Raw genomic sequence first — 24865 nt, 5'->3', positions numbered from 1 at the left:
GTTAATCCATAACACAGGAGACAACGATGGATAAAGTCGTACAAAATTATCTGGAGACGTTCGGAATCCGCGAAGAGACGCAAAGGTTTCTTACCAGGCCGCAGAAGATGTTTATTGGAGGTGCCTGGGTTTCACAAGGCGAGCGGGAATCGTGCGCGGTGCTCGAACCGTCCACCGGCGGCGTGATCACGCACATTCCTTTGGCGACGACCGCCGATCTGGATCGCGCGATCGAAGCTGCTCGCAAACAATTCGACGGTGGACCGTGGCGAAAGCTCAAGCCCCTTGAGCGTGAACGACTGCTCCATCGCCTCGCCGATCTGATCGAGGCGAATGCATCGGAGTTGGCCGAGATCGAATCGATCGATGTAGGCAAGTCAGTCGCGAACGCGCGTGACGTCGACGTTCAGGGCACGATCGACACTTTCCGTTATTTTGCGGGTTGGGCGTCGAAGCTCCATGGCCGCACGGTAGAACCCTCATTGCCGGGCGATTACGTTGCCTATACGCGCAAGGAACCGATTGGTGTCGTCGGCGTCATCGTCCCCTGGAACTTCCCGCTGCAAACCATGGCCTGGAAGGTGGCGGCCGCGCTCGCCGCAGGTTGCACAACCGTCATCAAACCGGCCGAACTGACCTCGTTGTCGACGCTGCGCTTCGCGGAGTTGGTGCAGGAGGCCGGGATTCCGGACGGCGTCGTCAACGTCGTCACGGGGCGAGGACGCGATATTGGCGCGGCGATGGCGGCCCATCCGGGCATCGACAAGATCACGTTCACGGGTTCCACCGAAGTGGGCCGCACGGTCGGGCACACGGCCGTGGATGGCATCAAACGCATCACGCTCGAACTCGGCGGCAAATCGCCGGTGCTGGTGCTGGCGGACGCCGATATCGAGGCGGCTGCTCAAGCCGTAGCAAACGGCATCTTCTTTAATTCCGGGCAGGTGTGCGATGCGGGGGCACGGGTTTACATCCAGCGCGGCATTCACGACAAGTTCATTGAGGCGCTGATCGAGAAAACGCGTCAGATGAAGATCGCGCCCGGCCTCGATCCGGATTGCTTCATCAGCCCGCTTGTTTCCGCGCTCCAGAAGGATCGTGTCGAGTCGTACATCGAAGCCGGGCGACGCGAAGGCGCGGAAGTGGCATATGGTGGCCATTTACTGGACCGGCCAGGTTATTTCGTCGAGCCGACGATCTTTGCGCATTGCCGTAGCGACATGAAGATCGTGCGCGAAGAAATCTTTGGTCCGGTGCTGGTGACCGCACCCTTCGACGATCTCAGCGACGCGTTGCAGCTCGCGAACGACTCGCCATATGGCCTTGCCGCCGCGATTTATTCCAACGACCTGAACCGCGTACATAGACTGATTCCAGAGCTACGCGCCGGCACGGTCTATGTCAACGCGCACAGCACCATCGACCCGTCGATGCCATTCGGTGGATTCAAGCAATCCGGCTTTGGCAAAGACCTCGGTCCCGAACAACTCGATCATCTGATGGAGAGCAAAGCGGTCTGGATCACGTTGCACTGAGCCGTCAAATCGCCGCCGGCGTCTGATTCGAACGTAGCCCAGCGGGCGCGGGCGAGCGGGTACCGCGGTGTGACATGCATGACCGGTCTATTCTCATTCCATCAACCTCTCACTCGAGTCAGGGGTACATGATGCAAGCAGCAGACGAAGCAGTGAAAGGCGCCGTAGTGGAAGTTGAGCACGGCGCCATCGAAGGCCATTCGATAGACTTTATTCCGGATAACGAACGAACAGACAGGCTATCCAGACAGGGACCTTTCTGGTTTCTGGGTAATTTCACTTTCTTTACCATGACCATTGGCTTTGTCGGTCCCAGCATTGGACTGAGCGCGCTGTGGACCACCATAGCCGGCACGCTGGGCATCATGTTCGGCACCTTGTTCATGGCCTTTCACGGATCGCAAGGCCCTCACCTCGGCTTGCCGCAGATGATTCAGTCGAGAGCGCAGTTCGGCTATCGCGGGGTCATCGTCGTGCTGCTGGCTACGCTATTTGTGTTTGCCGGATTCAATATCGTCAACCTCGTGCTGATGATGCAAGGCCTAAAAGCACTGTTCAACTGGGACCCTGTCAAGGTGGCGCTGGCTGTCACTCTGCCGGCTTCGATCCTGGCGATTCTCGGTCACGACTGGATGCACCGGAGTTTCAAATGGGCGTTGTATCTGTCGCTGCCCCTTTATGGACTCGTCACGGTGGCCGTGCTGATGCATTGGGTGCATGACGTGCCGCTTCCCGCTGTCGCGCCGGGGGCGGTGGCACCGGCGCCGCTGGGCTTCGGCTGGATCGCTTTTATCGCACAGTTCGCAGCGGCCGCCAGCTACAACATCGCCTACGCACCGTATGTATCCGACTATTCGCGCTACCTGCCGAAGAACACGCCGAGCGGCAAACTGATTGCGGCCGTGTTCCTTGGCGCATCGCTTTCGGGTGCGTGGATGATCGCGATTGGCGGCTGGCTGGCGGACCATCTGCAAGCGACCGATGTGCTGGTCGCGTTGAATCAGGTGGGCAACGATCTCGCACCGGGGATGGGCAGCGTGGTGGTTGGCGTCACGATCCTGGCATTTCTACCGGTCATCGCGATGAACATATACAGCGCAAAACTGACCGCTATCACCGCCGTCGATTCATTCCGGAAACTCCAGCCTACCCCCAGGACACGCGTTCTCGCGATTATCTTCGTGGTGATCCTTCAACTCGGCGTGGCGCTAAGCATCTATACGTCGGGGAAAGGTCTTTCCGTGCTGAATATCTACCTGGTGGTGATGCTGTATTTTCTCGTGCCCTGGACCGCGGTCAATCTGACGGACTACTTCTTCGTTCGCAAGGGTCGCTATGCCATTCCTCACTTCTTCCTGCCTCACAACAATCTGTACGGCACATGGGGCTCGCGCGGTCTGACTGCTTACGCGATCGGATTCGTTTCGATGATTCCGTTCTTCTGTGTGCTCGACGGCGCTAACGAAGTGTATGTCGGACCGCTGGCCCGCGCGATGGGTAGCGTCGACCTGGCCTGGCTGGTCGGTCTGCTGGTCTCGGGCCTCGCGTACTACGTGTTGTCGCGCTCGCTCGATCTGAAGCACGAAGAATCCGTTATTGCCTCCATCGAGAAAACCTCACCGCAGTACACCACCGGCGACAAAGGTCGCTACTGAACCATAGACGATCCCATCAAGATCCACGAAGCAGGCAAATATCATGGCTACCGAGCAATTCGATTACATCATAGTGGGCGCTGGATCGGCCGGGTGTGTACTGGCCAACCGGCTCACCGAGGACCCGGCCGTCCGTGTTCTGGTGTTGGAATACGGCGGAAGCGATCGCAGTGTCATCATTCAGATGCCGAGCGCGTTTTCCATGCCGATGAATACGTCGAAGTACAACTGGCGCTATCAGACCGCCCCCGAAGCTCATCTGAACGGCCGTCAATTGCATTGCCCGCGCGGCAAGGTGCTGGGCGGATCGTCGTCGATCAACGGCCTCGTTTATATTCGCGGCCACGCTTGCGACTTCGACGAATGGGAAGAGTTGGGCGCGCGAGGCTGGGGCTATCGCAACTGTCTGCCGTATTTCAGGCGCGCTGAGAACTACAAGTTCGGTGGCGACGAGTACCGGGGCGCGGCCGGACCACTGTCCACGAACAACGGCAACAACATGGCGAATCCGCTGTACGGCGCCTGGATCGAGGCAGGCTCAGAGGCCGGATACATCAAGACGGAAGACTGCAATGGTCATATGCAGGAAGGCTTTGGCGCAATGCATATGACGGTCAAGGACGGTGTGCGCTGGTCTACTGCTAATGCTTACTTGCGCCCCGCCATGAAGCGCCCCAATCTGACCGTGGTGACGAATGCGATGACCCGCCGCGTGATTCTCGAAGGCAAGCGAGCGGTCGGGGTCGAGTACGATCAGGGCGGACGCACGCACGTGGTGCGATGCCGTGCCGAAGTGTTGATCGCCTCCGGCCCGATCGGTTCGCCTCACCTGCTGCAACGCTCCGGAATAGGGCCGGCCGAGGTGCTGCGCACGGCGGGCATTCAGGTGAGACATCACTTGCCCGGCGTGGGCGAAAATCTGCAGGATCATGCGGAAATTTATATTCAGTATGCCTGCAAGGAGCCCGTTACCCTCAACGCGAAAATGGACCCGTTCAGCAAATTCATGATCGGGCTGCGGTGGCTCCTGTTCAAGGATGGACTTGGGGCAAGCAACCATTTCGAGGCCGGCGGATTCATCCGCTCGGAAGCGGGATTGCGCTGGCCTGACATTCAGTTCCATTTCTTGCCCGCCGCCATGCGCTACGACGGCGACAAGCCGTTCAAGGGACACGGGTTCATGATATTGACCGGGCCGAACAAACCTAAGAGCCGTGGCTACGTCAGGGCGAAGTCGGCGGATCCCTATACGCATCCGGAGCTTCGCTTCAACTATCTGGACCGCGAAGAGGACCGCGAGGGCTTTCGACGCTGCGTCCGGTTGACGAGAGAAATCATCGGGCAGCCGGCGATGGACCGGTTTCGCGACGCCGAACTCGCTCCCGGTCCGCATGTGCAAACGGATGAGCAGATCGACGCTTTCGTCAGGGCGAATCTGGAAAGCACGATGCATCCGTGCGGTTCGTGCCGCATGGGGGAGGATGACATGGCCGTGGTCGATTCCGAGTTGCGGGTTCGTGGCATGGAAGGGCTGCGAGTGATCGATTCATCCGTATTCCCGACCGAGCCCAATGGCAATCTGAATGCGCCGACGATAATGCTCGCCGAACGTGCGTCCGATCTGCTTCGCGCAATCCCCATGTTGCCCGCGTCCGACGCGGATGTGGGGCTGGCCGAGGGATGGGAGACTCGGCAACGTACGCATGCGCCGACGCGGAATCTGTTTGTCGAATAGGCCGATTGCAGTATTGGCGAACCGGGGGCGTTGTCCGACTATCGGGTAGAGATGATGCCGCTCCCATGACCAAAGAGCGCTAGCCTAGGCGCGCCGAGCGCCACCCTCCTCACCATCAGGCGATGTTTCACATCAAGCGGGCGGCGCATGCTGGCATTCCGCCGCGAACCAACTGTCGACCTGGCGCTGCGCCGCTTGCAGATCCTCGGGGTAGTGCGGGTCGAACCACCTCGATGGGTCGTAGCCAGCTTTCCTTAGGGCGGCGAGCTCGCTGCGGCTTCGCTCCGGCGTCGGAGGGGCGTTGTTCTTGAGCGCGGCCAGGTCCTGGCACTGCAATGCGCTTAAGTGCGACGCGCTTTGCTGGCTGCCGCCCACCGCGCAGCCTGCGAGCAATAAAACTAGCGCGGAAAGCATCGGCCGCATTTTCGGCGGGTTCTTCATCTCACTTCTCCATTCATTCAAACGACACAGGACAGCGGCGTCAAGCGGCCGATAAGCGGGCCGCTGCCCCGCACGAAACAATCCTCCATTGCGGCGCTGTCGGGAGCCGACTGCGCCGCAGCAGTCCCTAGATTTCCCGCTATACCGGCAGTGCAGAGAACGCTGTGCTGTCGAGTCTAGCGAACCGCATACCAATCCTGCCAACTCCCCTTACCCGCCGTGCGTCACAGTCCGACATTTTTGCTCGCAAATTGACGCGAACAGCCCGGATGAGGGAAAACCCGTATAATCCCCTCTCAAGAGGTCAGACAACTAGAGGACATCAGTCGTCAGGACCCTGACCTGCGCCGGCCGCGCAGCGTCCCCTTTGCAAAGCCTTCTCCTCAGATCCGTGAACCCGACCGCCACTGCCCTGCCGTTCCGCAACGCCCTGTTCGCCATGCTCGGCATCGGCCTCGTCAACATGCTGGTCGCACTCGATCAGACGGTCGTCAGTACCGCACTGCCTTCCATCGTCGCCGAGTTGCATGGCTTCGAGTACTACGCGTGGATCGCCAGCGCGTATCTGCTGGCGTCAGTAGTAACGGTGCCGGTGTTCGGGCGGCTCGGCGACTACTTCGGCCGCAAGCGCTTCGTGATCGCCGCCGTCATCACCTTCACGGTGGCCTCGGTGCTCTGCGGCGTCGCGAACGACATGCTGTTTCTCGTCATCGCGCGCGGCTTGCAAGGCGTCGGCGGCGGGATGATGGTGGGCACCGCGTTCGCCTCGATTCCCGATCTGTTTCCCGATCCGCGGGCGCGCGTACGCTGGCAAGTGGTGATGGCCGCAGCATACGGCATCGGCACCGCCGCGGGTCCTTCGCTCGGCGGCTGGATGAGCGAACACTGGGGCTGGCGCTCGACCTTCCTAATCAATCTGCCGGTCGGCGCGGCGGCACTCTACTTCATCTGGGCGCATCTGCCGGCCTTCCGGCGTCCGCATGAAGGCGAAGTCAAAATCGACTGGCTCGGCGCGGCGCTGGTCGCGGCCGTGCTCGGCGGTCTGCAGGCTTTTATCGAGGCCGTGCCAAAGAACGGCCTGACCGCCGGCAATCTCACGCTGGCCGCTTGCGTAGTCGTGGGCGCAATCGCTCTGCTCATTTGCGAGAAGCGCGCCACGCATCCGATCATTCCGCTCGACCTGTTCAAGGACCCGCAACTCGTCACGCTGTTCACGCTCGGCATGCTGTCCGGCTTCGTGATGTTCTCGCTGATCTTCTTCGCGCCGCTGCTGTTGCAAGGCGGCTTCGGGTTGTCGCCGCAACAGGCCGGCCTGCTCGCCACGCCCATCGCCGCCTGTATCGCGCTCGGCAGTCTGCTGAATACGCGCATCGTGATTCACATGAAGAAGCCGACGCAAATTTTGTCGATCGGCTTCGCGCTGCTGCTGTTCGCTGCCATCGCGCTGGCGTTCGCGAATCCGGACACGCCGCACGTCTGGATCGAATTGCCGATGGCCGCGGTCGGTATCGGCCTCGGCTTCATCCTCAACAATCTGAATGTGTTCGGTCAGGAGATTGCCGGACGCGAGCGCTTCGGCATCACGACAGCGCTGCTGCAATCCACGCGCATGGTGGGCGGGATGCTGGGCACGAGCATTGTCGCGACCGTGGTGCAGCATCATTACCGCGATGTGGTCACGCGCACGATCAGCGTGCTCGGCGAGCCGGCCGCGTCGCAATGGCAGCCTCGCTTCGTCGATCTGCGCATACTTATCGACGAAGCGTCGCGTCTGAAGCTGATCGCGGATATGAAGCCGTCAGGGCTCAATACGCTCGCGTTGATCGACACGGCGCGCGATGCGCTGGTGCAGTCGATCCATATCGGCGTGTGGCTGACTGCAGTCGCGGCGCTAGCGGCCGCGTTGCTGGTGCAGCGGATTTCGCACGTGGTGTTTCGCAAGAGTTGAAGGCGGCGGTTGAGTCCTGGCGCATGCTGCGTGAAGACTTAAAGCGGCACCCGTTAATGCGTTGGAATCACGGCGAACGGTCCACTAACCGTTGAGACGAACGCCGCATGAACATCGCGGCGTTGTATTGGCGGAAACCCAGCGCCCCGCTTACTGCGCGCCGAGCTTTTTGATCAGCGCATCGAGTTGCGCCAACTCTTCATCAGTCAAATCGGTCAGCGGTGCGCGGACCGGACCGGCGTCGTGGCCCACCAGTTTCGCGCCCGCCTTCACGATGCTCACCGCGTAACCCGCGCGACGATTCCGGATCGCCAGATACGGCAGGAAGAATTCGTCGATCAGCCTGCCTTGCGTTGCATGATCGTTGGCAGCGACCGCGCGGTAAAACTCCATCGCCGTCTTCGGAATGAAGTTGAACACCGCCGATGAATACACCGGCACGCCCAGCGCCTTATACGCCGCCGCATAGACTTCCGCGGTCGGCAGGCCGCCGAGATACGAGAAACGGTCGCCGAGGCGACGGCGAATCGTCACCATCGCTTCGATTTCACCCACGCCATCCTTGAAGCCGATCAGATTCGGGCAGCGGTCCGCGAGACGTTCGAGCATGTCCGCGTTCAGTTTCGAATTGGCGCGGTTGTAGACGATCACGCCCATGTTCGGCACGGATTTGCACACCTGCTCCACGTGCACCGCGATGCCTTCCTGCGACGCCTCGGTCAGATAATGCGGCATCAACAACACGCCGCTTGCGCCGAGACGTTCGGCTTCCTGCGCGTATTCGATGGCCACGCGCGTGGGGCCGCCCGCGCCCGCGAGAATCGGCACCTTGCCTCGGCAGGTGTCGGTCGCCGCGCGGATCACGTTCGTGTAGTCGGTTTTCGTCAGCGAGAAGAATTCGCCCGTGCCGCCCGCGGCGAACAGCGCGGTCGCGCCGTAGGGCGCGAGCCATTCGAGGCGCTTCGCATAGGTGTCGGCGCGAAACTCGCCGTGCGCGTCGAAGTCGGTCACGGGAAAGGACAACAGCCCTTCGGAAACGATGGCTTTGAGTTCTTGAGGTGAAGTCATGGCGTGTATGGCGTTTAAGGCTTCAAGTGTGGTGGGCGTGCACGGTTATCCGCGCCGCCACCCGGATCATCGATTGGTTCAGCGCACCAGACACGGGCGCTTGTTGTCGAACTTCCAGTTCGGAATCAGATATTGCATGGCCACGCCGTCGTCGCGCGCGCCCAAGCCGTGCTGCTGATAAAGCGCGTGCGCCTTCTCGAGCTCGTCCATGTCGAGTTCGATACCGAGTCCCGCGGCCTGCGGCACCTTGACCTTGCCGCCGACGATCTGCAGCGGCTCGCGCGTCAGACGCTGGCCGTCCTGCCAGATCCAGTGCGTGTCGATCGCGGTGATCTTGCCGGGCGCGGCGGCCGCCACGTGCGTGAACATCGCGAGCGAAATGTCGAAGTGATTGTTCGAGTGCGAGCCCCACGTGAGGCCCCAGTCGTTGCACATCTGCGCGACGCGCACCGAGCCCTGCATGGTCCAGAAATGCGGATCGGCCAGCGGAATATCCACGGACTGCAACTGGATCGCGTGACCCATCTGGCGCCAGTCAGTGGCGATCATGTTGGTTGCTGTCGGCAAGCCGGTCGCGCGGCGGAATTCGGCCATCACCTCGCGGCCCGAATAACCGTTTTCGGCGCCGCACGGATCTTCCGCGTAGGCGAGCACGTCGTGCTGGTCGCGGCACAGACGCACCGCTTCCGCCAGCGACCAGGCGCCGTTCGGGTCCAGCGTGACGCGTGCCTTCGGGAAACGCTCGGCGAGTGCGGTGACGGCTTCGATCTCGGCGTCGCCGGGCAGCACGCCGCCTTTGAGCTTGAAGTCGTTGAAGCCGTAGCGCGCCTGCGCGGCTTCGGCCAGACGCACGACCGCCTCGGGCGTCATGGCTTCTTCGGTGCGCACGCGCTCCCAGTCGTCGCGGCCATCGGCGCCGCTCGCGTATTCGAGGTCGGTCTTCTTGCGGTCGCCGATATAGAACAGATAGCCGAGCATTTCCACTTCGTCGCGTTGCTGGCCTTCGCCGAGCAATGCGGCGACGGGCACGCCCAGATGCTGGCCGAGCAGATCGAGTAGCGCGGCTTCGAGCGCGGTCACCGCGTGAATCGTGGTGCGCAGATCGAAGGTCTGCAAACCGCGGCCGCCCGCGTCGCGGTCGGCGAATTGCGTGCGCGCCTTGTTCAGAACCGCCTGCAGATTGCCGATCGACTGACCGACGACGAGCGGCCGCGCGTCGTCGATGGTCTTGCGGATGCTCTCCCCGCCCGGCACTTCACCGACGCCGGTGTGTCCCGCGCTGTCGCGCAGAATGACGATATTGCGCGTGAAGAACGGGCCATGCGCGCCGCTCAGATTGAGCAACATGCTGTCGCGTCCGGCGACAGGCACGACACGCAGTTCAGTGACGACGGGAGTGGCGTTCAGTTCGGAAGATTTCGTGGACATGATGTTGGATCCGATGAGTTAGTGAGCCGGGCGGCGCAAATCGAAGCGCTGTGCGATCGCGCTCGACACCGGCACCGGACGGAAACTGGAAATGAGTTGGCGCATGCTGAGCGGTTCTGTCAGTGAGTGTAGTCAGTGAGCTTTATGCTGGAGCGATTCCGGCAGCGCGTCGCGGTTCACGCGCCGGTTGCGGGTCAGGAAACCGGCCGCCGCCGCGATCAACGAAGCCACGGCGAGGCCGTACAGGCCGCCGGTAATCGAACCGGTGTGCTGCTGCATATAACCGAACGCGGCCGGCGCGAAGAAGCCGCCGAGATTGCCCACCGAGTTGATCAGCGCGATCACCGCCGCGGCCACACGTGCGTCCAGATAACCCTGCGGAATCGGCCAGAACAGCGAAGCCGCCGCCTTGAAGCCGATCGCCGAGAAACAGATCGCCACGAACGACAGCACCGGGTTACCCGAAGTCGAAGCGAACAGCCCGCACGCGGCAATGACGAGCGCCACGGCCAGCCATGCCTGCTGGAAACGCCATTTCGCCGACAACAACGCGAAGCAGTACATCGCGAACATGGCGATGAGCCACGGAATCGCGTTGAGCATACCGACTTCGAAGTCGGACAGACCGCCCATTTTGCGGATGATCGTGGGCAGCCAGAACGTGGCCGCATAGATGGTCAGTTGAATCGCGAAGTACAGAAAGCAGAACAGCAGAATCTGCGGATCCTTCAGCAGCTTCATGGCCGGAAGATGCGCGCCGCCGTGCGCTTCGCGTTCGGCTTGCTCGGCCGCGATCGACGTTTCGAGCACATGCTGCTCTTCAGCCGTGAGCCACGAGGCGTCGCGAATACGCGACTTCAGCAGCGTCCAGCTCACCGCGCATAACACGATCGAAAAACCGCCTTCGACAAGAAACATCCATTGCCAGCCGTGCAAACCGAAGCCGCGAATCGACAGCAAGCTGCCGGTGATCGGACCGGACAACACCGACGCAAGCGCGGAGCCGCCGAGAAAAACCGCCACCGCCTTGCCGCGATCCTTCTGCGGCAGCCACTGCGTGAAGTAAAAGACCACGCCGGGAAAGAAGCCGGCTTCGGCAACGCCGAGCAGAAAGCGCAACACATAGAAGGAGGTGTCGTTCCAGACGAACGCCATCGCCGCCGCGACCAGGCCCCACGTGCCCATGATGCGGGTGAGCCATGCGCGCGCGCCGTACTTCTGCATCAACACGTTCGACGGCACCTCGAACAGCGCGTAGCCGATAAAGAACAAACCGCTTCCGAGGCCGTAAGCCGCGGCGCCGATGCCGAGGTCGGTCTGCATGTGCGAGTTGACGAAGCCGATGTTCACGCGGTCGATGTAGTTCGCGATGAACATGATCAGAAACAGCGGCAGCACGTGCCGCTTGACCTTGGAGACCGCTGATTCGAGCGGGTCGGCGGCGGTGGTGAGAGCAGACGTCAAGGTTGTCTCCAGTTTTGGCCACTCAAGCGGCCTGATCGAGCGCAACGCGGCACGTTCGTGCTGGCCGATTCGCGGTTTCGAAACGTGTGATACGTTGTCTGACGACAGTCTACTGCGTTTGGCGGCTGGCTCCAACGCGGTGTTTACCCTGAAAAATGCCTTGAATACCCTTATAATCGGGGCAATCAGGCCTAATGAGGACGAAAAACTATTGATGAACTAGGATGTCTGATGACAATCAAATCACCTATCCCTCATTGAACACCCGGAGCCCGAACCGCGTCTCCGCAAACCATCGCGAACGCGCGAATCAAAACGTTCTCATCCGGACAAACGCTATGATGGCTATACCGAGGCGTCACACGCCGCAATTTGCACGCGCAACGTGTGCATTCCCAGCCGAACAATCAACCAGCCACAGAAATGAGCAGCCTAACTGAGAAGGTGGTGGCCACCCTTTCCGATGAAATCCGCCGCGGCGCCCTGAGGCCGGGCGACCGCATTCCCACCGAAGTCGCAATGATGAAGCAGCTCTCGGTGAGCCGCTCCGTGGTGCGCGAGGCGATTTCGCGGCTGCAGGCGGCCAAGGTGGTCGAGACGCGTCACGGCATCGGCACCTTCGTGCTGGAACCGGCGACTGAAAACTCCATGCAGCTGCCCGCCGCCGATCTCTCCAGCATGCTGGACGTGATGGCGATCATCGAATTCCGTATCGACGTCGAGGCCGCCTCTGCCGCGCTCGCCGCGGCGCGGCGCACTGAGCAGAATCTCAAGCAGATCCGCGCCGCGCTGGAGCGTTTCGAGTCCGAACTCGAGCGCGGCAGCACCGACACGCTCGCGCACGACATCGAGTTTCATTTGCAGATCGCGCGCGCGAGCGGCAATCGCTATTTCTTCGACGTGCTCAGCCAGCTTGGCCGCGCGGTCAGTCCTCGCACGCGGCTCGGCTCCGCGGAAATCGCTGAACTCGACCATATCGAGCATTTGCGCAACGTGCTCAGCGAGCATCAGATGATCTATCGCGCGATCGAACGGCAAGACCCGGACGACGCGCGCGCCGCCATGCGCATGCACCTGAGCAACAGCCGCGAACGGTTGCGCCGCGCTCACGAGTTGAGCAAAACGGGCGATTGATTCGCCACCAAGCTGACGGCGTGCTGCCGCCTTCCCTCTGACAAAAATACAATCGTACTGGTTTAGATACCAGCCGGATGGAACGGCGCAGCCGCAGCATTGACGGCAACTGCAGCATTGTTGGCCTCAGTCGAATAGTGCATTCATGTCGAGCCGCTTGATGGGTTTAATACGTTCGTCCATATTCCTCCCATCGCATGTTGCTGTCCAACCTCGACGACAACGCGGACCATGAATCCACTTTGAGAAACTCATCATGAAACTCACAGGCAACACTATTTTCATCACCGGCGGCGGTTCGGGCATCGGCCGCGCACTGGCTGAAGCGTTCCACAAGCTCGGCAATCAGGTCATCATCGCCGGACGCCGCAAGGCGAATCTCGAAGAAACGATTGCCGCCAATCCCGGCATGCAATCGGTCGAACTGGATATCACGGATCCGCAAAGCATTGCCTCGGTCTCGCAACAACTGGTCGCGCAGTACCCGTCGTTGAACGTGCTGATCAACAACGCCGGCATCATGCAGATCGACGACCTCAGCAAGCCGGTCGACGACGCGCTGATCGTCTCCACGCTCACCACCAACCTGATGGGCCCGATCCGCCTGACGGGCGCGCTCGTCGAGCATCTGAAGCAACAAGGCGACGCGACCATCATCAACGTGTCGTCGGTACTCGGCTTCGTGCCGATGGCGATCTCCGGCGTCTATTCATCGACCAAGGCCGCGATCCATTCGTACACGCAATCACTGCGCTACAAGCTGAAGGACACCTCGGTGCGCGTCGTCGAAATCGCACCGCCGTGGGTGCAGACCGATTTGCTCGACAGCAGGAACGAACCGCGCGCCATGCCGCTCGCGCCGTTCATCGAGCAAACCATGCATGAACTTGGCACGGATGCTGACGAAGCCATCGTCGAAATCGCCCGTCCCTTGCGCAACAACCCCGGCCCGAACGAAGCCGCATTCGTCACGCAGTTCAATGACATGTTCGCCGGCGTCTAATTCATTGTTGTTCAAGCCGGCCGGAAACAGGGTGTCGCGTTTCCTGCCGGCTCCGTTGCGCGCTATCGCGCAGGTGTTCCCATGACTGAAAAATCCGCAGTATCCAGCGCCTCGCCGATTCGCGTCGGCATCGTCGGCGTAGGCAACTGGGCGCAACACGGCCACGTGCGTGTGCTGAGCCTGCTGCCCCAATACGAATTGACCGCCGTGTTCAGCCAGCGTCGCGAAGCGGCGCAAGGCGTCGCCGAACGTTACGGCTTCAAATACGTGGCCGATTCACTCGATGAACTGGTCAGGCATCCCGAAGTCGACCTGGTCATCGTGCTGACGACCGCGCCGCAGCATGCCGAAGGCGTGCGCGCCGCGATCGCGGCCGGCAAGGATGTCTACTGCGAATGGCCGCTGACGCCGAGCGTCGCCACCTCGCAGGAATTGATCGATCTCGCGCGCGAGGCCAACGTGCGCCACGTGGTCGGGCTGCAACGGCGGCTCGCGCCGCATAACCGCTACGTGCGCGATCTGCTCGCGCAAGGTTATGTCGGCAAGCTGCGTTCGGTACGCATTCACGTCAGCATGAATTACTTTCAGGCGCTGCGTTCGCAATCGCTGCGCTGGACCGTGCCGCCCGAAAACTTCTCCAGCGTGATCGCAATCTACGCAGGCCATTTCCTCGACATGCTGTTCGAAGCGACGGGTTGGCCGCATGCCATCGCGGCGCTAAGCGTCAATCAGTTCGAGCAGGTGACGATCGCGCAGACCGGCGAAGTCATGCCGACCACCACGCCCGATCAACTCGTGCTCGCCGGCCGCTTGCAGGACGGCGCGGTGCTGTCGGTGCATATCGAAGGCGGCAAGCGCAACGGCTCGGGCGTGCAGATCGACATCACGGGCACGGAAGGCGATTTGCATATCACCAACCGCTCGGCGTTCGGCAATGTCGGCGACGACTACGTGATCGAAGGCGCGCACGGCGACAACCTGCCGCTCGCTACGCTGCCGGTGCCCGCATCGTACGACCGCCTGCCGCCGTCCGACTTGCCGTCGGCGGTGCTGGAACTGGCCGAGTTGTACGCAGCGTTCGCCGACGACGTCCGCACCGGCAGCCGCACCGCGCCGACGTTCGAGCACGCGGTGCGTCTGCACAAGCTGCTCGACACCGCCGTAGAATCATCGGAGAGCGGCCGCCACATCGAAGTCGACTGACGCGGCTTATTCACCAAGCGCCCCGCACTTGTGCATGACACAATGCGGGGCGCCTGTATTGCCAGAGAGCTTCCGACCATGCCGAAACCTTCACACAAAGACACGCTGATCGCCGAAGGCATGCGCGTCATCCACGAATTCGGCTTCAACGGCGCGAGCGTGCGGGACATCGTCAAGGCGGCGGGCGTGCCGCATGGCTCGTTCACGAACCATTTCACGTCGAAAGAAGCGTTCGGGCTCGAAGTGATCGAACTATATTTCGAGCGGGCGCAGATCGAGATGCGCGAGACGCTGCTCAACGACGAACTGAAACCGCTCTACCGTCTCGGCAAATACATCGACGTGCATATCCGGCTCATCAGCCAGAACGATTCGCGCAACGGCTGCCTGCTCGGCAACTTCGCCGCCGATTCGAGCGACAGCGAAGCGATCCGCGCGCGGATCAATGCGATCTTCGCCGAAACCGAAAAGTCGGTTCTGTATTGCCTGCGGGCCGCCGTCGCGGCCCGCGAGGTGCGAGCCGACACGAACTGCGAGCAACTCGCCACGTTCATCGTGTCGTCGATGCAAGGCGCGTTTCTGCTCGCCAAAGCGCAGCGCGATCCGGCGCCGGTCGTCAATCTGAAGGAAGTGCTGTTTTTCAGCGTTTTGCAGCGGGCCTGACGAGGAGCTTCCCATGACGCAGCCCGATCAACAAGCTCGTCCTGCCGCAACCACGGCGCGCGTACCCGCGCAGACCGTCAACGGCGAGAGCGGCGCTTCGCCCGGTGCAATGGATCGATTCGGCTCGCTCAACGTGTTCGTGCGCGCCGCCGAAACACGTAGCTTCACTGAAGCGGGACGTCAGTTGGGCATTTCGTCGTCGGCGGTGGGCAAGGCGATCTCGCGGCTCGAAGGACGCCTCGGCGTGCGCCTCTTTCACCGCAGCACGCGCAGCATCGCGCTGACGCCCGAGGGCGCGACCTTTCTGACGCGCTGCCAGCGCATCATCGGCGAAATCGAAGCAGCCGAGAACGAACTGGCGCTCGCCAATGCCGCGCCACGCGGACTGCTGCGCGTCAGCATGCCGATGGTGAGCACGTTGATGATGCCGGTGATCGCCGCTTTCATGAAGACGTACCCGGACATCGTGCTCGATATCGACTTCTCGGATCGCATGGTCGATGTGATCGAAGAAGGTTTCGATGTCGTGACCCGCACCGGCGATGCGATCGACTCCACGCTCGTCACGCGCACGATGGGCACGTACCGGCATGTGATCGTCGGATCGCCCGCCTACTTCGCGCAGCGCGGCGTGCCCAACGAGCCCGAGCAACTGCGCGAGCACGCATGCTTGCAACATCGTTTCCCGACCACCAACAAACTGCGCCGCTGGCCGTTGATGCGCGACGGCGAATTGCTGAACATCGACCTCCCGACCACAGCTATCGCCACCGCCGTCGAGCCTTTGACGATGCTTGCCGAACAGGATCTGGGCCTCGCCTGCGTGCCGGACTTCACGATACGCGCCCAGCTCGCGCGCGGCTCGCTGGTTCCCGTGCTGCAAACGTACACAGACACGCCGACTGTGTTTCGCGCGCTGTGGCCGTCCGGGCGTCAGATCTCGCCTAAGGCGCGGGTGTTCGTCGATTATCTGAGCGAGCATCTGTTTCCGGTTTCCGCCGCGGCGGCGGCAGCAGCGCGTGGCGCTCGCCGCGCTTGAACGTGAAGATTGTCGGTGCACGAGCGTTTTCAACGCGTATCGTCCCGCACAAAAAAAAGCCGGCGTGTTCATCATAGACACTGAACACGCCGGCTTCCACCACACATCCCCGCTTCGTACCTTCAGCGAGCTTATGCGCTCACGGCCTCTTCCTCATAAAACGGATAGTCCGTATAGCCCACTTCCGTGCCGCCGAAGAACGTCGGCCGATCGTACGCATTGAGCGGCAGATTACGGCGCAACCGTTCCGGCAGATCCGGATTGGCGATGAAATCGCGGCCGAACGCAACGAGATCCGCATCGCCATCGACGAGAATGGCTTCCGCCGAATCGCCTTTGAAACCACCCGCGGCGATGATCGTCCCCGCGTAATGCTTGCGGATCGTCTGCGCGGCGACCGGATCCGGACTGCGGCTTTCATCTTCGACATTACCGGCGATGCGCGGCTCAATCAGATGCAGATACGCGAGATCGAGCTTGGCCAGTTCGTCCGCGACGTAGCTAAAGAGGCCCACCGGATCGCTATCCGACATATCGCCCCACGAACCGCTCGGTCCGAGACGCACGGCAACCTTGTTGCTGCCCCACACGGAAATCACCGCGCGGGTCGCTTCCATCAAAAGACGCGCGCGATTTTCGAACGAGCCGCCGTAGATATCCGTGCGCTTGTTGCTGCCGTCCTGCAGAAACTGGTCGAACAGATAGCCGTTCGCCGCGTGCAACTCAACGCCGTCGAAGCCCGCCTTCACGCCACGGTCGGCAGCCGTGCGGAAATTCTCGACGATCGCGGCGATCTCGTCGATCTCCAGCGCGCGGTTCGGCGTGTTCGGAATCCAGCCGGCCTTGGTATAAGCAACGCCGCCATGCAGCACTTCCGACGGGCCCACCGGCCGGCGTCCTTCGGGCTGCAACTCAGCGTTCGACTGACGTCCCGCGTGGTAAAGCTGCAGGAAGATCTTGCCGCCCTTCGCGTGCACGGCGTCGGTGACTTCGCGCCAGCCGGCGATCTGGCTGTCTTCGTAAAGGCCGGGCGCGCCGAGGTAGCCGTTGCCTTCAACAGCGGCAATGGTCGCCTCGCCGATCAGCAATGCGCCGGCTGTCGTGCGTTGCGCGTAATACTCGGCCATCAGGCGGCCGGGGCGCGCGCCGTCTTCGGCACGCATGCGCGTCAGCGGTGCGAGCACGACGCGGTGCGCGAATTCATAAGGTCCTACTTCGACTGACGTAAAAAGCTTGCCCATGATGTTTTCTCTCTCTCGATGTGATCCGGTGAATGATTGCCGCCGAGCGCTGCGTGCGCTGTCCTGCGTTGAATGACAATCTATAGGCGCGGGTCGTCGAGAAAAACGGGCCACGGCTCCGAAGACTTGGGAGCCTGCAGTCCGCAATGCGCCGAAACCCTTGCGCCTGCAGGACTGCACAGCCGTCACCGATTGTTTCGATGGCGCAGCAACTGTGTTTCAACAGCGCGCCGGCTATTTGTCGAGCACGTGCTTGAGGCTCGCGTGACGTGTGCTGAACGTCATGATCACAAGCAGACTCAGCACCGCGAGCAAGCCACCGAAGTGCATCGTCGAGGCGATGCTGAGGTGATCGACCACCGCGCCGCCCGCCAGCGAGCCGAGCGCGATCGAGGTCTGCACGGTGCTCACGAACATCGACGAACCCGCTTCAGGGCGATCCGGCGAAGTCCATTGCATCCAGATGCTCAGGCTGAGCGGGATCGCGCCGTACGCGATGCCCCACGCCATGACCGCGGCGATCACGCCCACACGCGAGACTTGAAGCATCGGCAAGGCAAACAAAGCGATCGCCATGAGCGCGCCCAACAGCAGCAGCGAGACCTTGAGGTGGCGCGTGACGAAAGCCGAGATCGCGAAATTCGCCGCGAAGCCGACCACGCCAAAACCGAGCAGCACGGCCGTAATCCACGACGGACCGAACACCGCATTGCGTTCGAGGAATGGCGCGATGTACGTATAAGCCGCGAAATGCGCGCCGAACAGCAGTCCGACCATCAACAGACTGCGCCGCACGTTCGAGCGCGCCAGCATGGCGCGGAAGTCGTCCATCCGCATCGCCGCCTTGGGCGGCAGCGACGGCAGGAACACCGCCTGCGCGGCCAATGCGACGCCCGCGAGGACCGAAGTCGCGAGGAACGACACGCGCCATGAACTCAGATCGGCGATCAACGTGCCGAGCGGCACGCCGATCACCGTCGCCAGCGTGATGCCCATGAAAATCGTCGCGCCGGCGCGGGCGGCCTGGTCCTCGCGCACGAGTTGCCCCGACGCGCCGAGCGCGACGGTCCAGAAGCCGCCGAGGCTCGCGCCCAGCAACGCGCGGCCCACCAGCATCACGGCGAAGCTCGGCGCGATTGCGGCGATCACATTCGAGGCGACCAGCAACACGGCCAGCAGCAACAGGATCAAACGGCGGTTGATGCGGCCGGCGGCGAGCAGCAGCAGCGGCGCCGAGATCGCGGCGATGATGCCCGGCGTCGTCACCATCAGGCCTGCTGTGCCGGGCGTGACGCCGAGATCGTGCGCGATCTGCGGCAACAGGCCGACCGGCATGTATTCCGTGGCGACGAAGGCGAATGAGCCGACCGCGACGGATAAGACCGCGGCCCACGACGGTCCGCGCGAGGCAGCCGCCCCTGTCGGCAAGAGCGGCGCGTCGAGCGCGTCGTCGCTAGCGAGTGCCGGTCTCGCGGACGATCCGGCAAGTTGATTGGCATCCATGGATGTTCTCCGATTCAGATATTGGAATTGAGGGCATTGCGTGCTGAACGGAGAGTAGGAGGATCGATGGGGAATGTGGCTCCCCTTCATCGCGACAGACGGGCGACGCGCTATCATCGGAGCGCGACGGCTGGCGCGCAGTCGCTCATCCACATTGCACACACCTGTTGGGGGAATCTCGACTTGGCGCTCGGCAACATCAACGACATCGCGACCTTCGTCACCGTGGTCAAAGCCGGCAGCTTTACGTCGGCGGGGCAGCAACTCGGCATTACGCGCTCGGCGGTCGGCAAGATCATTGCCCGTCTGGAAGCGCGCTTGCAGGTGCGCCTGCTGCATCGAACGCCGCATAGTTTGGGACTTACGGACGACGGTTCCGTGTTTTACGCGCGTTGCACGCAGATTCTCGAAGACCTCGAAGAGACCGAAACGGCGATGGCGGTGCGCAGCGCAACGCCGGCAGGCTCGTTGCGCATCAGCCTGCCGATTGCGCTCGGTCACCGCCAGGTGTTGCCGATCATCGCGTCGTTTCTCGAACGCTGGCCTGCGGTGAGCGCCGAAGTCAGCTTTACGGACCGCTTCGTCGATCTCGTCGACGAAGGTATCGACGTGGCCATCCGCGTCGGCGAACCGAAACCGGACTCGCGGCTCATCGCGCGCACGGTGGCCACGCAAAAGTTGATCACGTGTGCGTCGCCGGCTTATCTCGCGAAGCGTGGTGTGCCCGTCTCGCCGCTCGATCTCGCGCACCACGAATGCCTGCAATTCGTCAGCGCGGGACGTCCGCAACCGTGGCTCTTCGCGGGCGTCGGGCAACAGGTGGTGGAGACCGGCGGCAGATTGAAGATGGACAGCGCCGAAGCGTTGATCGGCGCGGCGGTGAATGGCGTGGGCATCATCAATCTGCCCAACTATCTGGTTGCGGACGAGATCCGCCAGGGCCACTTGCAACCGCTGCTGCAATCGTTCGCAGCGCAAGCGCTGCCGATTCGCGCGATCTATCCGACGCGCCGGCATCTCACGCCGAAGGTGCGGCTATTTATCGATGAGTTGATCGAAGCGTGGCAGCCGGTGCCGCCTTGGGAAGAAGCGGACGCCTGAAGGCGGCCGCAAACGTATAAGCGCGCTACGAAGCAGGCGCCTCGACTTCGAGATCCATCAACGCAGAACTCAACGATTTACCGTGCGCATCGAGTGCGAGCGAACGCGTCACACCGCCGCCGAGCGCATTGCCGAGCACGAAGTTGAACGCGGCAATCGCGGGCAGTTCATGGCGCACCACGTCGCCCCGCACCACGTCGCGCAGATGCGCTTTGACGCGTTCCGGCGTCAGCACTGTGCGTAGATGTTCGTAATGCTTCGCGTCATAGCAGATCACCGAGATGTTCAGCGTATTGCCTTTGTCGCCGGTGCGCGAATGAGCCAGTTCACGTAATTTCATCTCACGCCTCCACCATCGAGAACGCCGGCGTCGCATGCTCGCGCGGCAGCAAAACCGATTGCACCGCGACGACTTCGCGCGCCGACTTCGTGACGCCGCCTCCGCCTGCTGGGCCGTTGGTATAGAGCGTCTCCACCTCGTTGCCGATCTGCACGGCCTCAGCGAGTGAGGTCGTGCGTCCCGCCACTCGCGCTCGTACTTCGTACGGTTCGGCGTAACCGGCAGCCGCCGTTTCGCCATGCAATGCGTTCACGCCGATCAGATCGAAGCGCAATTCACGCGTCTGTACGCCGGTCAACACGAGCCGTTCCCGCACGATATCGAGTGCGAGCTGCGCGCGCGCCAAAGCGCCAGGACCGCCATAGGAAATTTGCCCTTCGCCGATATAGCCATCGAAATAAGCAACCGACACCTTCAGCGTATCCGTACGCGGCGTGCCTCGCCCGCCGCTCACGCGAACGCGATCCGGCGCTTCCTGCGCGACATGCACCTGCGAGAAATCCGCGACCACGTCCGGTTGCAGATAGCGCTGCGGATCGTGAATCTCGTACAGCAGTTGCTCCTTGCAGGTCGCCTCGGTGACGCGTCCGCCGGCTTGCGCCAGCTTGGTGATGACCACCGCGCCGTCCTGCCCGACTTCGGCAATCGGAAAACCGAGCCGCGCCAGTTCGGGCACATCCTTGAAACCGGGATCCGCGAAATAGCCGCCGGTGATTTGCCCTGCGCATTCGAGCAGATGGCCGATCACCGTCGCCTGACCGAGCGTCTGCCAGTCGTCCATGCGCCAGCCGAATTCGTGAATCAGCGGCGCGACGAACAGCGACGGATCGGCCACGCGTCCGGTCAACACGATCTGCGCACCGGCCGCGAGCGCATCGACGATCGCGCTCGCGCCGAGATACGCGTTCGCGGACACGAGCCGATCCTTGTAGTCCGCGACGCGTTCTCCGGATTCCACGAAGCCGAAATCGCCCTGGCGAACTACGTCGAGCACATCGTCGCCGGTGACCGCGGCAATTTTCACGTCGCCGAGACCGAGTGAGCGCGCGATCTCCGCGGTCTTGCGCGCCGCCGCGAGCGGATTCGCGGCACCCATGTTCGAAATGATCCGCACGCCGTTGCGCAGCGCGGCCGGCAACACCGCCTTCATGCGTGTTTCGAGCAACGGGTCGTAGCCGAGCTCAGGGTTCTTGCTGCGCGCCTGCTGCGCGATCGCAATCGTGCGCTCCGCGAGGCACTCGAACACGAGGTAATCGAGCGCGCCGTGTTGCATCAGTTCGACCGCCGGTTCAATACGGTCGCCCGAATAACCCGCGCCCGCGCCGATGCGCACCATACGTTGAGGTTGAGTGGCTGTCATGCTGGTCACATCCGTTGGTTCAGTGATGCTCACAGTGGGAATATCCCCAGCACGACGCAGGCAATCGTCATGACGATCGACGCGCCGAACAGCAAGGGGAACGTGAATTTCTGATGGTCGGCGAGATCGATGCCGCACAGGCCGACCACGAGAAACGTGGCCGGTGTCAGCGGGCTCACCGGAAAGCCGGTGGTCATCTGGCCGAGCAGGGCGGCCTGGCCGACATGCACCGCGGGCACGCCGAGTTGGCCGGCCACTTCGGCGATCACAGGCAGCACGCCGAAGTAGAACGAGTCGGGATCGAACAACATGCTGAGCGGCATCGACAGCAAGCCGAGCGCGACGGGAATATGACCGGCCATCGCGGGCGGCACGAAACCGACCGCCGCCTGCGCCATCGCCTTCAGCATGCCGCTGCCTTGCATCACGCCGGTGAACACGCCGGCCGCCAGCAGAATGCCGGCCATCATCAAAGCCGCGCGGGCATGCGCGTCGATCCGTTTGCGCTGCATGTCGACGTTCGGATAGTTCACCATCAGCGCGATGCAGAGGCCGACCATGAACATGATTGCCGGCGGAATCTTTTCGCCCATCACGACCATCGTGCCGAGCACCACCAACGTCAGCACGATGTTGAACCAGAAGTTCTTAGGTCGGCGCAGCGCCTGTTCTTCGGGCGAGAGTTCGCGTTTGGGCATGGGCACCGACCCGCTCGCGGCCGTGAGACCGAGGCGTTTTTCCTCGCGCCGGCCGAGCCAGAACGCCATGCCGAACACGAACACGAGGCCGATCGCCTGCACCGGAATCAGCGGATTGAACAGCGCCGAGATAGGCAGATGCAGCGAGGCGGAGGCGCGAATCATCGGCCCCGTCCACGGCAGAAAGTTGATGCCGGCCGCCATCGAAACCGCCGCGGCCAGCACGCGCCGGTCCATCTTCAGGCGATCGTAGAGCGGCAGCATGGCGGGAATCGTGACCAGAAAGCAGACGGCGCCGGAACCGTCCAGATGGATCAGCAGCGCGAGCAGCGTCGTGCCCATCACGATGCGCGTGGGCCGCGTGCCGACCGCGCGCAGAATGCGGTCGATGATCGGATCGAGCGTGCCCGCGTCGGTGATGGTGCCGAAGTACAGAATCGCGAACACGAACATGCCGACGACCGGCGCGAGGTTCTTGAGTCCGTCGATCACGAACTTGCTGGTCTGAAAGCCGAAGCCGCCGATGAGCGACGCCGCAATCGGCACGATGATGAGCGCCACCAGCGGCGACATACGTTTCGACAGGATCGCGCCGAGCAGCACGACGATGGTTGCGAGCCCCAGTAATGGCAGCATGTGCTTGTCTCCGAGATTGTTTTTTACTGCGATCCAGCGTAAGTTCGAAGCGGCTATAAATCAATTGAAATGATTTGATCGCAGCAATTACAAACCATCATGGATCTGAATCTTCGGGACATCCGCGCGTTTATCGCCGTCGCGCAAACGGGCAGTTTCACGCGCGCGGCAACGCGGCTGCATCTGTCGCAACCGGCGCTGACTGTGCAGATTCGCCGGCTCGAAGAAACGGTCGGCATGCGCCTGTTCGACCGCAATAGCCGCAATGTCGCGCTCACGCCGACCGGCCGTGAACTGCTGCCGCTCCTGCAGAAGTCGCTGCATGACATGGAGCATGTGCTGATCGACGCGCGCGCGCTGGGCGAAGGCGCAAGCGGTACGGTACGGATCGCCTGTTTGCCCACGTTCGCGGCCAGCGTCTTGCCCGAACTCGTGCAGGGCATCAAGAAGGCCGTGCCGCGCGTGAGCTTTCATGTACGCGACGTGGTTGCCAGCATGGTCAACACGTTGGTGCGCAATGAAGAGGTCGACATCGGGCTGACCGGCGGCCAGCTCGACGATGCCGCGTTCGAGGTGCTGCATGCGGGCATCGACCGGCTGGTTGCCGTGTTCCCGAAGCGGCATGCGCTTGCCCGGCGGCGGCGCATCACGTTGGCCGATCTCGCTGCCGCGCCGCTCGTGTTGACCGCGCAAGGCACGAGCGTGCGGGCGGTGGTGGATAGCGCTTTCGCGAACGCCCGCTGCACGCCGGAGATCGCGTGCGAGCCGACCTACATGATGACCGCGGTCGCGATGGTGCGCGCCGGACTCGGCGTGACCATCCTGCCTGCATCGGCCCGCGAAGTCAGGGCGGAGCCCGAACTGATCGTGCGCGCAGTCGACGATCCCGCGTTCACTCGCCCTATCGCGCTCATCAAGAAACGCGGCAGGACACTGCCGCCCGTCACGGAAACCTTCGTGGCGATGCTGATCGAGAAACTCGGCGCGGATTGAATAACGGACGCCCCGTTACCTTTCATTTTCAAACAGAGCCCGATTATCGCCATTAATCATCTGATTTAATCGGATTCGCTCGCGCTAGTATCGGCTGCGTGCGAGCTCGAGGGTAAAACCGCTCGCGCGTATTCTCCAAAACTTCGAATACGAAAAAATGATAATGAGTCAATTTCGAATGCTCGCGGTGGCCGCGGCGTCGTTCGCTCTGGCCGCTCCGGCGTATGCCGCGTTGGGCGCCGCGCCGACCTATCCGGTCACGGCCAGCAGCACGAGTGCGGGGGCGGCCAGCCAGAATAGCGCGGCGGTGGCGCGCTTCGCCGCCAGCGGCAGTGCAGCCTCGGCGGCTTATACCGTGAGCCAGACGACGCTGTCCTCGGGCACCGTGGTGAGCGAGTACATCAGCGCGGGCAATACGGTTTTCGCGTTGAGCTGGCAAGGCCCGACCATGCCGCCGCTCAAAACGCTGCTCGCCACTTACTTCCCGACGTATGTCCAGGCGCTCACCGACGCCCACGCCACGCAAGGCGGCGGCTACGGACCCGCCGCCGTGCATCAGTCGGCGCTGGTGGTGGAGACCGGCGGCCATATGGGCGCTTTCGTGGGCCGCGCCTATTTACCGCAAGCGCTGCCGCAAGGCGTGAGCGCTGACGATATCAAGTAACTCATTATGATTA

The 24865-nt window shown here is 62.3% G+C and carries 21 protein-coding genes; 12 read left to right on the top strand and 9 right to left on the bottom strand.

The annotated features are described in order from the left end of the window. The first annotated feature begins 26 nt into the window (after positions 1 to 26). The 3 genes from PQR54_RS15550 to betA all read left to right on the top strand — a co-directional run bounded on the left by PQR54_RS15550 (position 27) and on the right by betA (position 4925). The gene (locus tag PQR54_RS15550) at positions 27 to 1535 is read left to right on the top strand and encodes an aldehyde dehydrogenase family protein (protein ID WP_408247049.1); all 1509 of its coding nucleotides are present in this window, start codon (positions 27 to 29) and stop codon (positions 1533 to 1535) included. Between the two features lie 128 nt (positions 1536 to 1663). Continuing rightward, entirely contained in the window at positions 1664 to 3190 is a 1527-nt protein-coding gene (locus PQR54_RS15545; protein ID WP_408247047.1) for a purine-cytosine permease family protein, read from the top strand. Positions 3191 to 3233: 43 nt separating this feature from the next. Then, positions 3234 to 4925 carry a choline dehydrogenase gene (gene betA / locus PQR54_RS15540; protein ID WP_408247045.1) on the top strand — a complete coding sequence of 564 codons (1692 nt, stop codon included), beginning with the start codon at positions 3234 to 3236 and terminating at the stop codon, positions 4923 to 4925. A 132-nt stretch (positions 4926 to 5057) separates the two neighbouring features. Here the strand turns inward: betA and PQR54_RS15535 are convergent, their stop codons facing one another. After that, entirely contained in the window at positions 5058 to 5366 is a 309-nt protein-coding gene (locus tag PQR54_RS15535) for a DUF4148 domain-containing protein (RefSeq protein WP_408247043.1), read from the bottom strand. Between the two features lie 439 nt (positions 5367 to 5805). On the opposite strand from PQR54_RS15535, the gene PQR54_RS15530 reads away from it, so the two are divergent. Further along, positions 5806 to 7314: an MFS transporter gene (locus tag PQR54_RS15530; RefSeq protein ID WP_408247192.1), complete on the top strand. Its 1509-nt coding sequence runs from the start codon at positions 5806 to 5808 to the stop codon at positions 7312 to 7314. 150 nt (positions 7315 to 7464) lie between these two features. On the opposite strand, the gene kdgD is transcribed toward PQR54_RS15530, so the two are convergent. The 3 genes from kdgD to PQR54_RS15515 form a co-directional block, all read right to left on the bottom strand. Then, the gene (kdgD, locus tag PQR54_RS15525) at positions 7465 to 8382 is read right to left on the bottom strand and encodes a 5-dehydro-4-deoxyglucarate dehydratase (protein WP_408247041.1); all 918 of its coding nucleotides are present in this window, start codon (positions 8380 to 8382) and stop codon (positions 7465 to 7467) included. Between the two features lie 78 nt (positions 8383 to 8460). Further along, positions 8461 to 9810, bottom strand: coding sequence for a glucarate dehydratase (gene gudD / locus PQR54_RS15520; protein WP_408247039.1), 1350 nt, complete (start codon positions 9808 to 9810; stop codon positions 8461 to 8463). 132 nt (positions 9811 to 9942) lie between these two features. After that, complete coding sequence (locus PQR54_RS15515; RefSeq protein ID WP_408247037.1) at positions 9943 to 11274, bottom strand: MFS transporter; 1332 nt, start codon at positions 11272 to 11274, stop codon at positions 9943 to 9945. Between the two features lie 423 nt (positions 11275 to 11697). Here PQR54_RS15515 and PQR54_RS15510 point away from each other — a divergent pair, with 423 nt between their 5' ends. From PQR54_RS15510 to PQR54_RS15490, 5 genes are all read left to right on the top strand, one after another. Then, positions 11698 to 12408, top strand: a complete 711-nt coding sequence (locus tag PQR54_RS15510) for a FadR/GntR family transcriptional regulator (RefSeq protein WP_408247035.1) — start codon at positions 11698 to 11700, stop codon at positions 12406 to 12408. A gap of 256 nt (positions 12409 to 12664) precedes the next feature. Then, positions 12665 to 13411 (top strand): SDR family oxidoreductase, encoded by a 747-nt coding sequence (locus PQR54_RS15505; RefSeq protein ID WP_408247033.1) that lies wholly within the window; start codon positions 12665 to 12667, stop codon positions 13409 to 13411. An 81-nt stretch (positions 13412 to 13492) separates the two neighbouring features. Then, a complete protein-coding gene (locus PQR54_RS15500; protein WP_408247030.1) occupies positions 13493 to 14614 on the top strand; it encodes a Gfo/Idh/MocA family protein in 1122 nt (373 codons plus the stop codon). 78 nt (positions 14615 to 14692) lie between these two features. Then, entirely contained in the window at positions 14693 to 15277 is a 585-nt protein-coding gene (locus PQR54_RS15495; protein WP_408247028.1) for a TetR/AcrR family transcriptional regulator, read from the top strand. A gap of 13 nt (positions 15278 to 15290) precedes the next feature. Next, the gene (locus PQR54_RS15490; protein ID WP_408247026.1) at positions 15291 to 16316 is read left to right on the top strand and encodes a LysR family transcriptional regulator; all 1026 of its coding nucleotides are present in this window, start codon (positions 15291 to 15293) and stop codon (positions 16314 to 16316) included. A gap of 131 nt (positions 16317 to 16447) precedes the next feature. Here PQR54_RS15490 and PQR54_RS15485 read toward each other — a convergent pair whose 3' ends face one another. Further along, positions 16448 to 17557, bottom strand: coding sequence for an alkene reductase (locus tag PQR54_RS15485; protein WP_408247024.1), 1110 nt, complete (start codon positions 17555 to 17557; stop codon positions 16448 to 16450). A gap of 234 nt (positions 17558 to 17791) precedes the next feature. Beyond that, positions 17792 to 19060 (bottom strand): MFS transporter, encoded by a 1269-nt coding sequence (locus tag PQR54_RS15480; protein WP_408247022.1) that lies wholly within the window; start codon positions 19058 to 19060, stop codon positions 17792 to 17794. Positions 19061 to 19243: 183 nt separating this feature from the next. Between PQR54_RS15480 and PQR54_RS15475 the strand changes: the two genes are divergently transcribed. Then, positions 19244 to 20161 (top strand): LysR family transcriptional regulator, encoded by a 918-nt coding sequence (locus PQR54_RS15475; RefSeq protein ID WP_408247021.1) that lies wholly within the window; start codon positions 19244 to 19246, stop codon positions 20159 to 20161. Between the two features lie 25 nt (positions 20162 to 20186). Here PQR54_RS15475 and PQR54_RS15470 read toward each other — a convergent pair whose 3' ends face one another. From PQR54_RS15470 to PQR54_RS15460, 3 genes are read right to left on the bottom strand one after another with little or no spacing between them, the layout of a single operon-like run. Next, positions 20187 to 20501, bottom strand: coding sequence for an AtuA-related protein (locus PQR54_RS15470; protein ID WP_408247019.1), 315 nt, complete (start codon positions 20499 to 20501; stop codon positions 20187 to 20189). A gap of 1 nt (position 20502) precedes the next feature. Continuing rightward, entirely contained in the window at positions 20503 to 21861 is a 1359-nt protein-coding gene (locus PQR54_RS15465; protein WP_408247017.1) for an acyclic terpene utilization AtuA family protein, read from the bottom strand. A 29-nt stretch (positions 21862 to 21890) separates the two neighbouring features. Beyond that, a complete protein-coding gene (locus PQR54_RS15460; RefSeq protein WP_408247014.1) occupies positions 21891 to 23195 on the bottom strand; it encodes a CitMHS family transporter in 1305 nt (434 codons plus the stop codon). Positions 23196 to 23294: 99 nt separating this feature from the next. On the opposite strand from PQR54_RS15460, the gene PQR54_RS15455 reads away from it, so the two are divergent. Together PQR54_RS15455 and PQR54_RS15450 are read left to right on the top strand one after the other, a co-directional pair. After that, positions 23295 to 24188: a LysR family transcriptional regulator gene (locus PQR54_RS15455; protein ID WP_408247012.1), complete on the top strand. Its 894-nt coding sequence runs from the start codon at positions 23295 to 23297 to the stop codon at positions 24186 to 24188. 157 nt (positions 24189 to 24345) lie between these two features. Next, the gene (locus PQR54_RS15450; protein WP_408247010.1) at positions 24346 to 24852 is read left to right on the top strand and encodes a DUF2844 domain-containing protein; all 507 of its coding nucleotides are present in this window, start codon (positions 24346 to 24348) and stop codon (positions 24850 to 24852) included. The last annotated feature ends 13 nt before the right edge of the window (positions 24853 to 24865 follow it).

This window comes from Paraburkholderia phytofirmans, assembly GCF_046028095.1.
Lineage (GTDB): Bacteria > Pseudomonadota > Gammaproteobacteria > Burkholderiales > Burkholderiaceae > Paraburkholderia > Paraburkholderia phytofirmans_A.
This window is presented reverse-complemented; position numbering and strand designations above follow the sequence as displayed.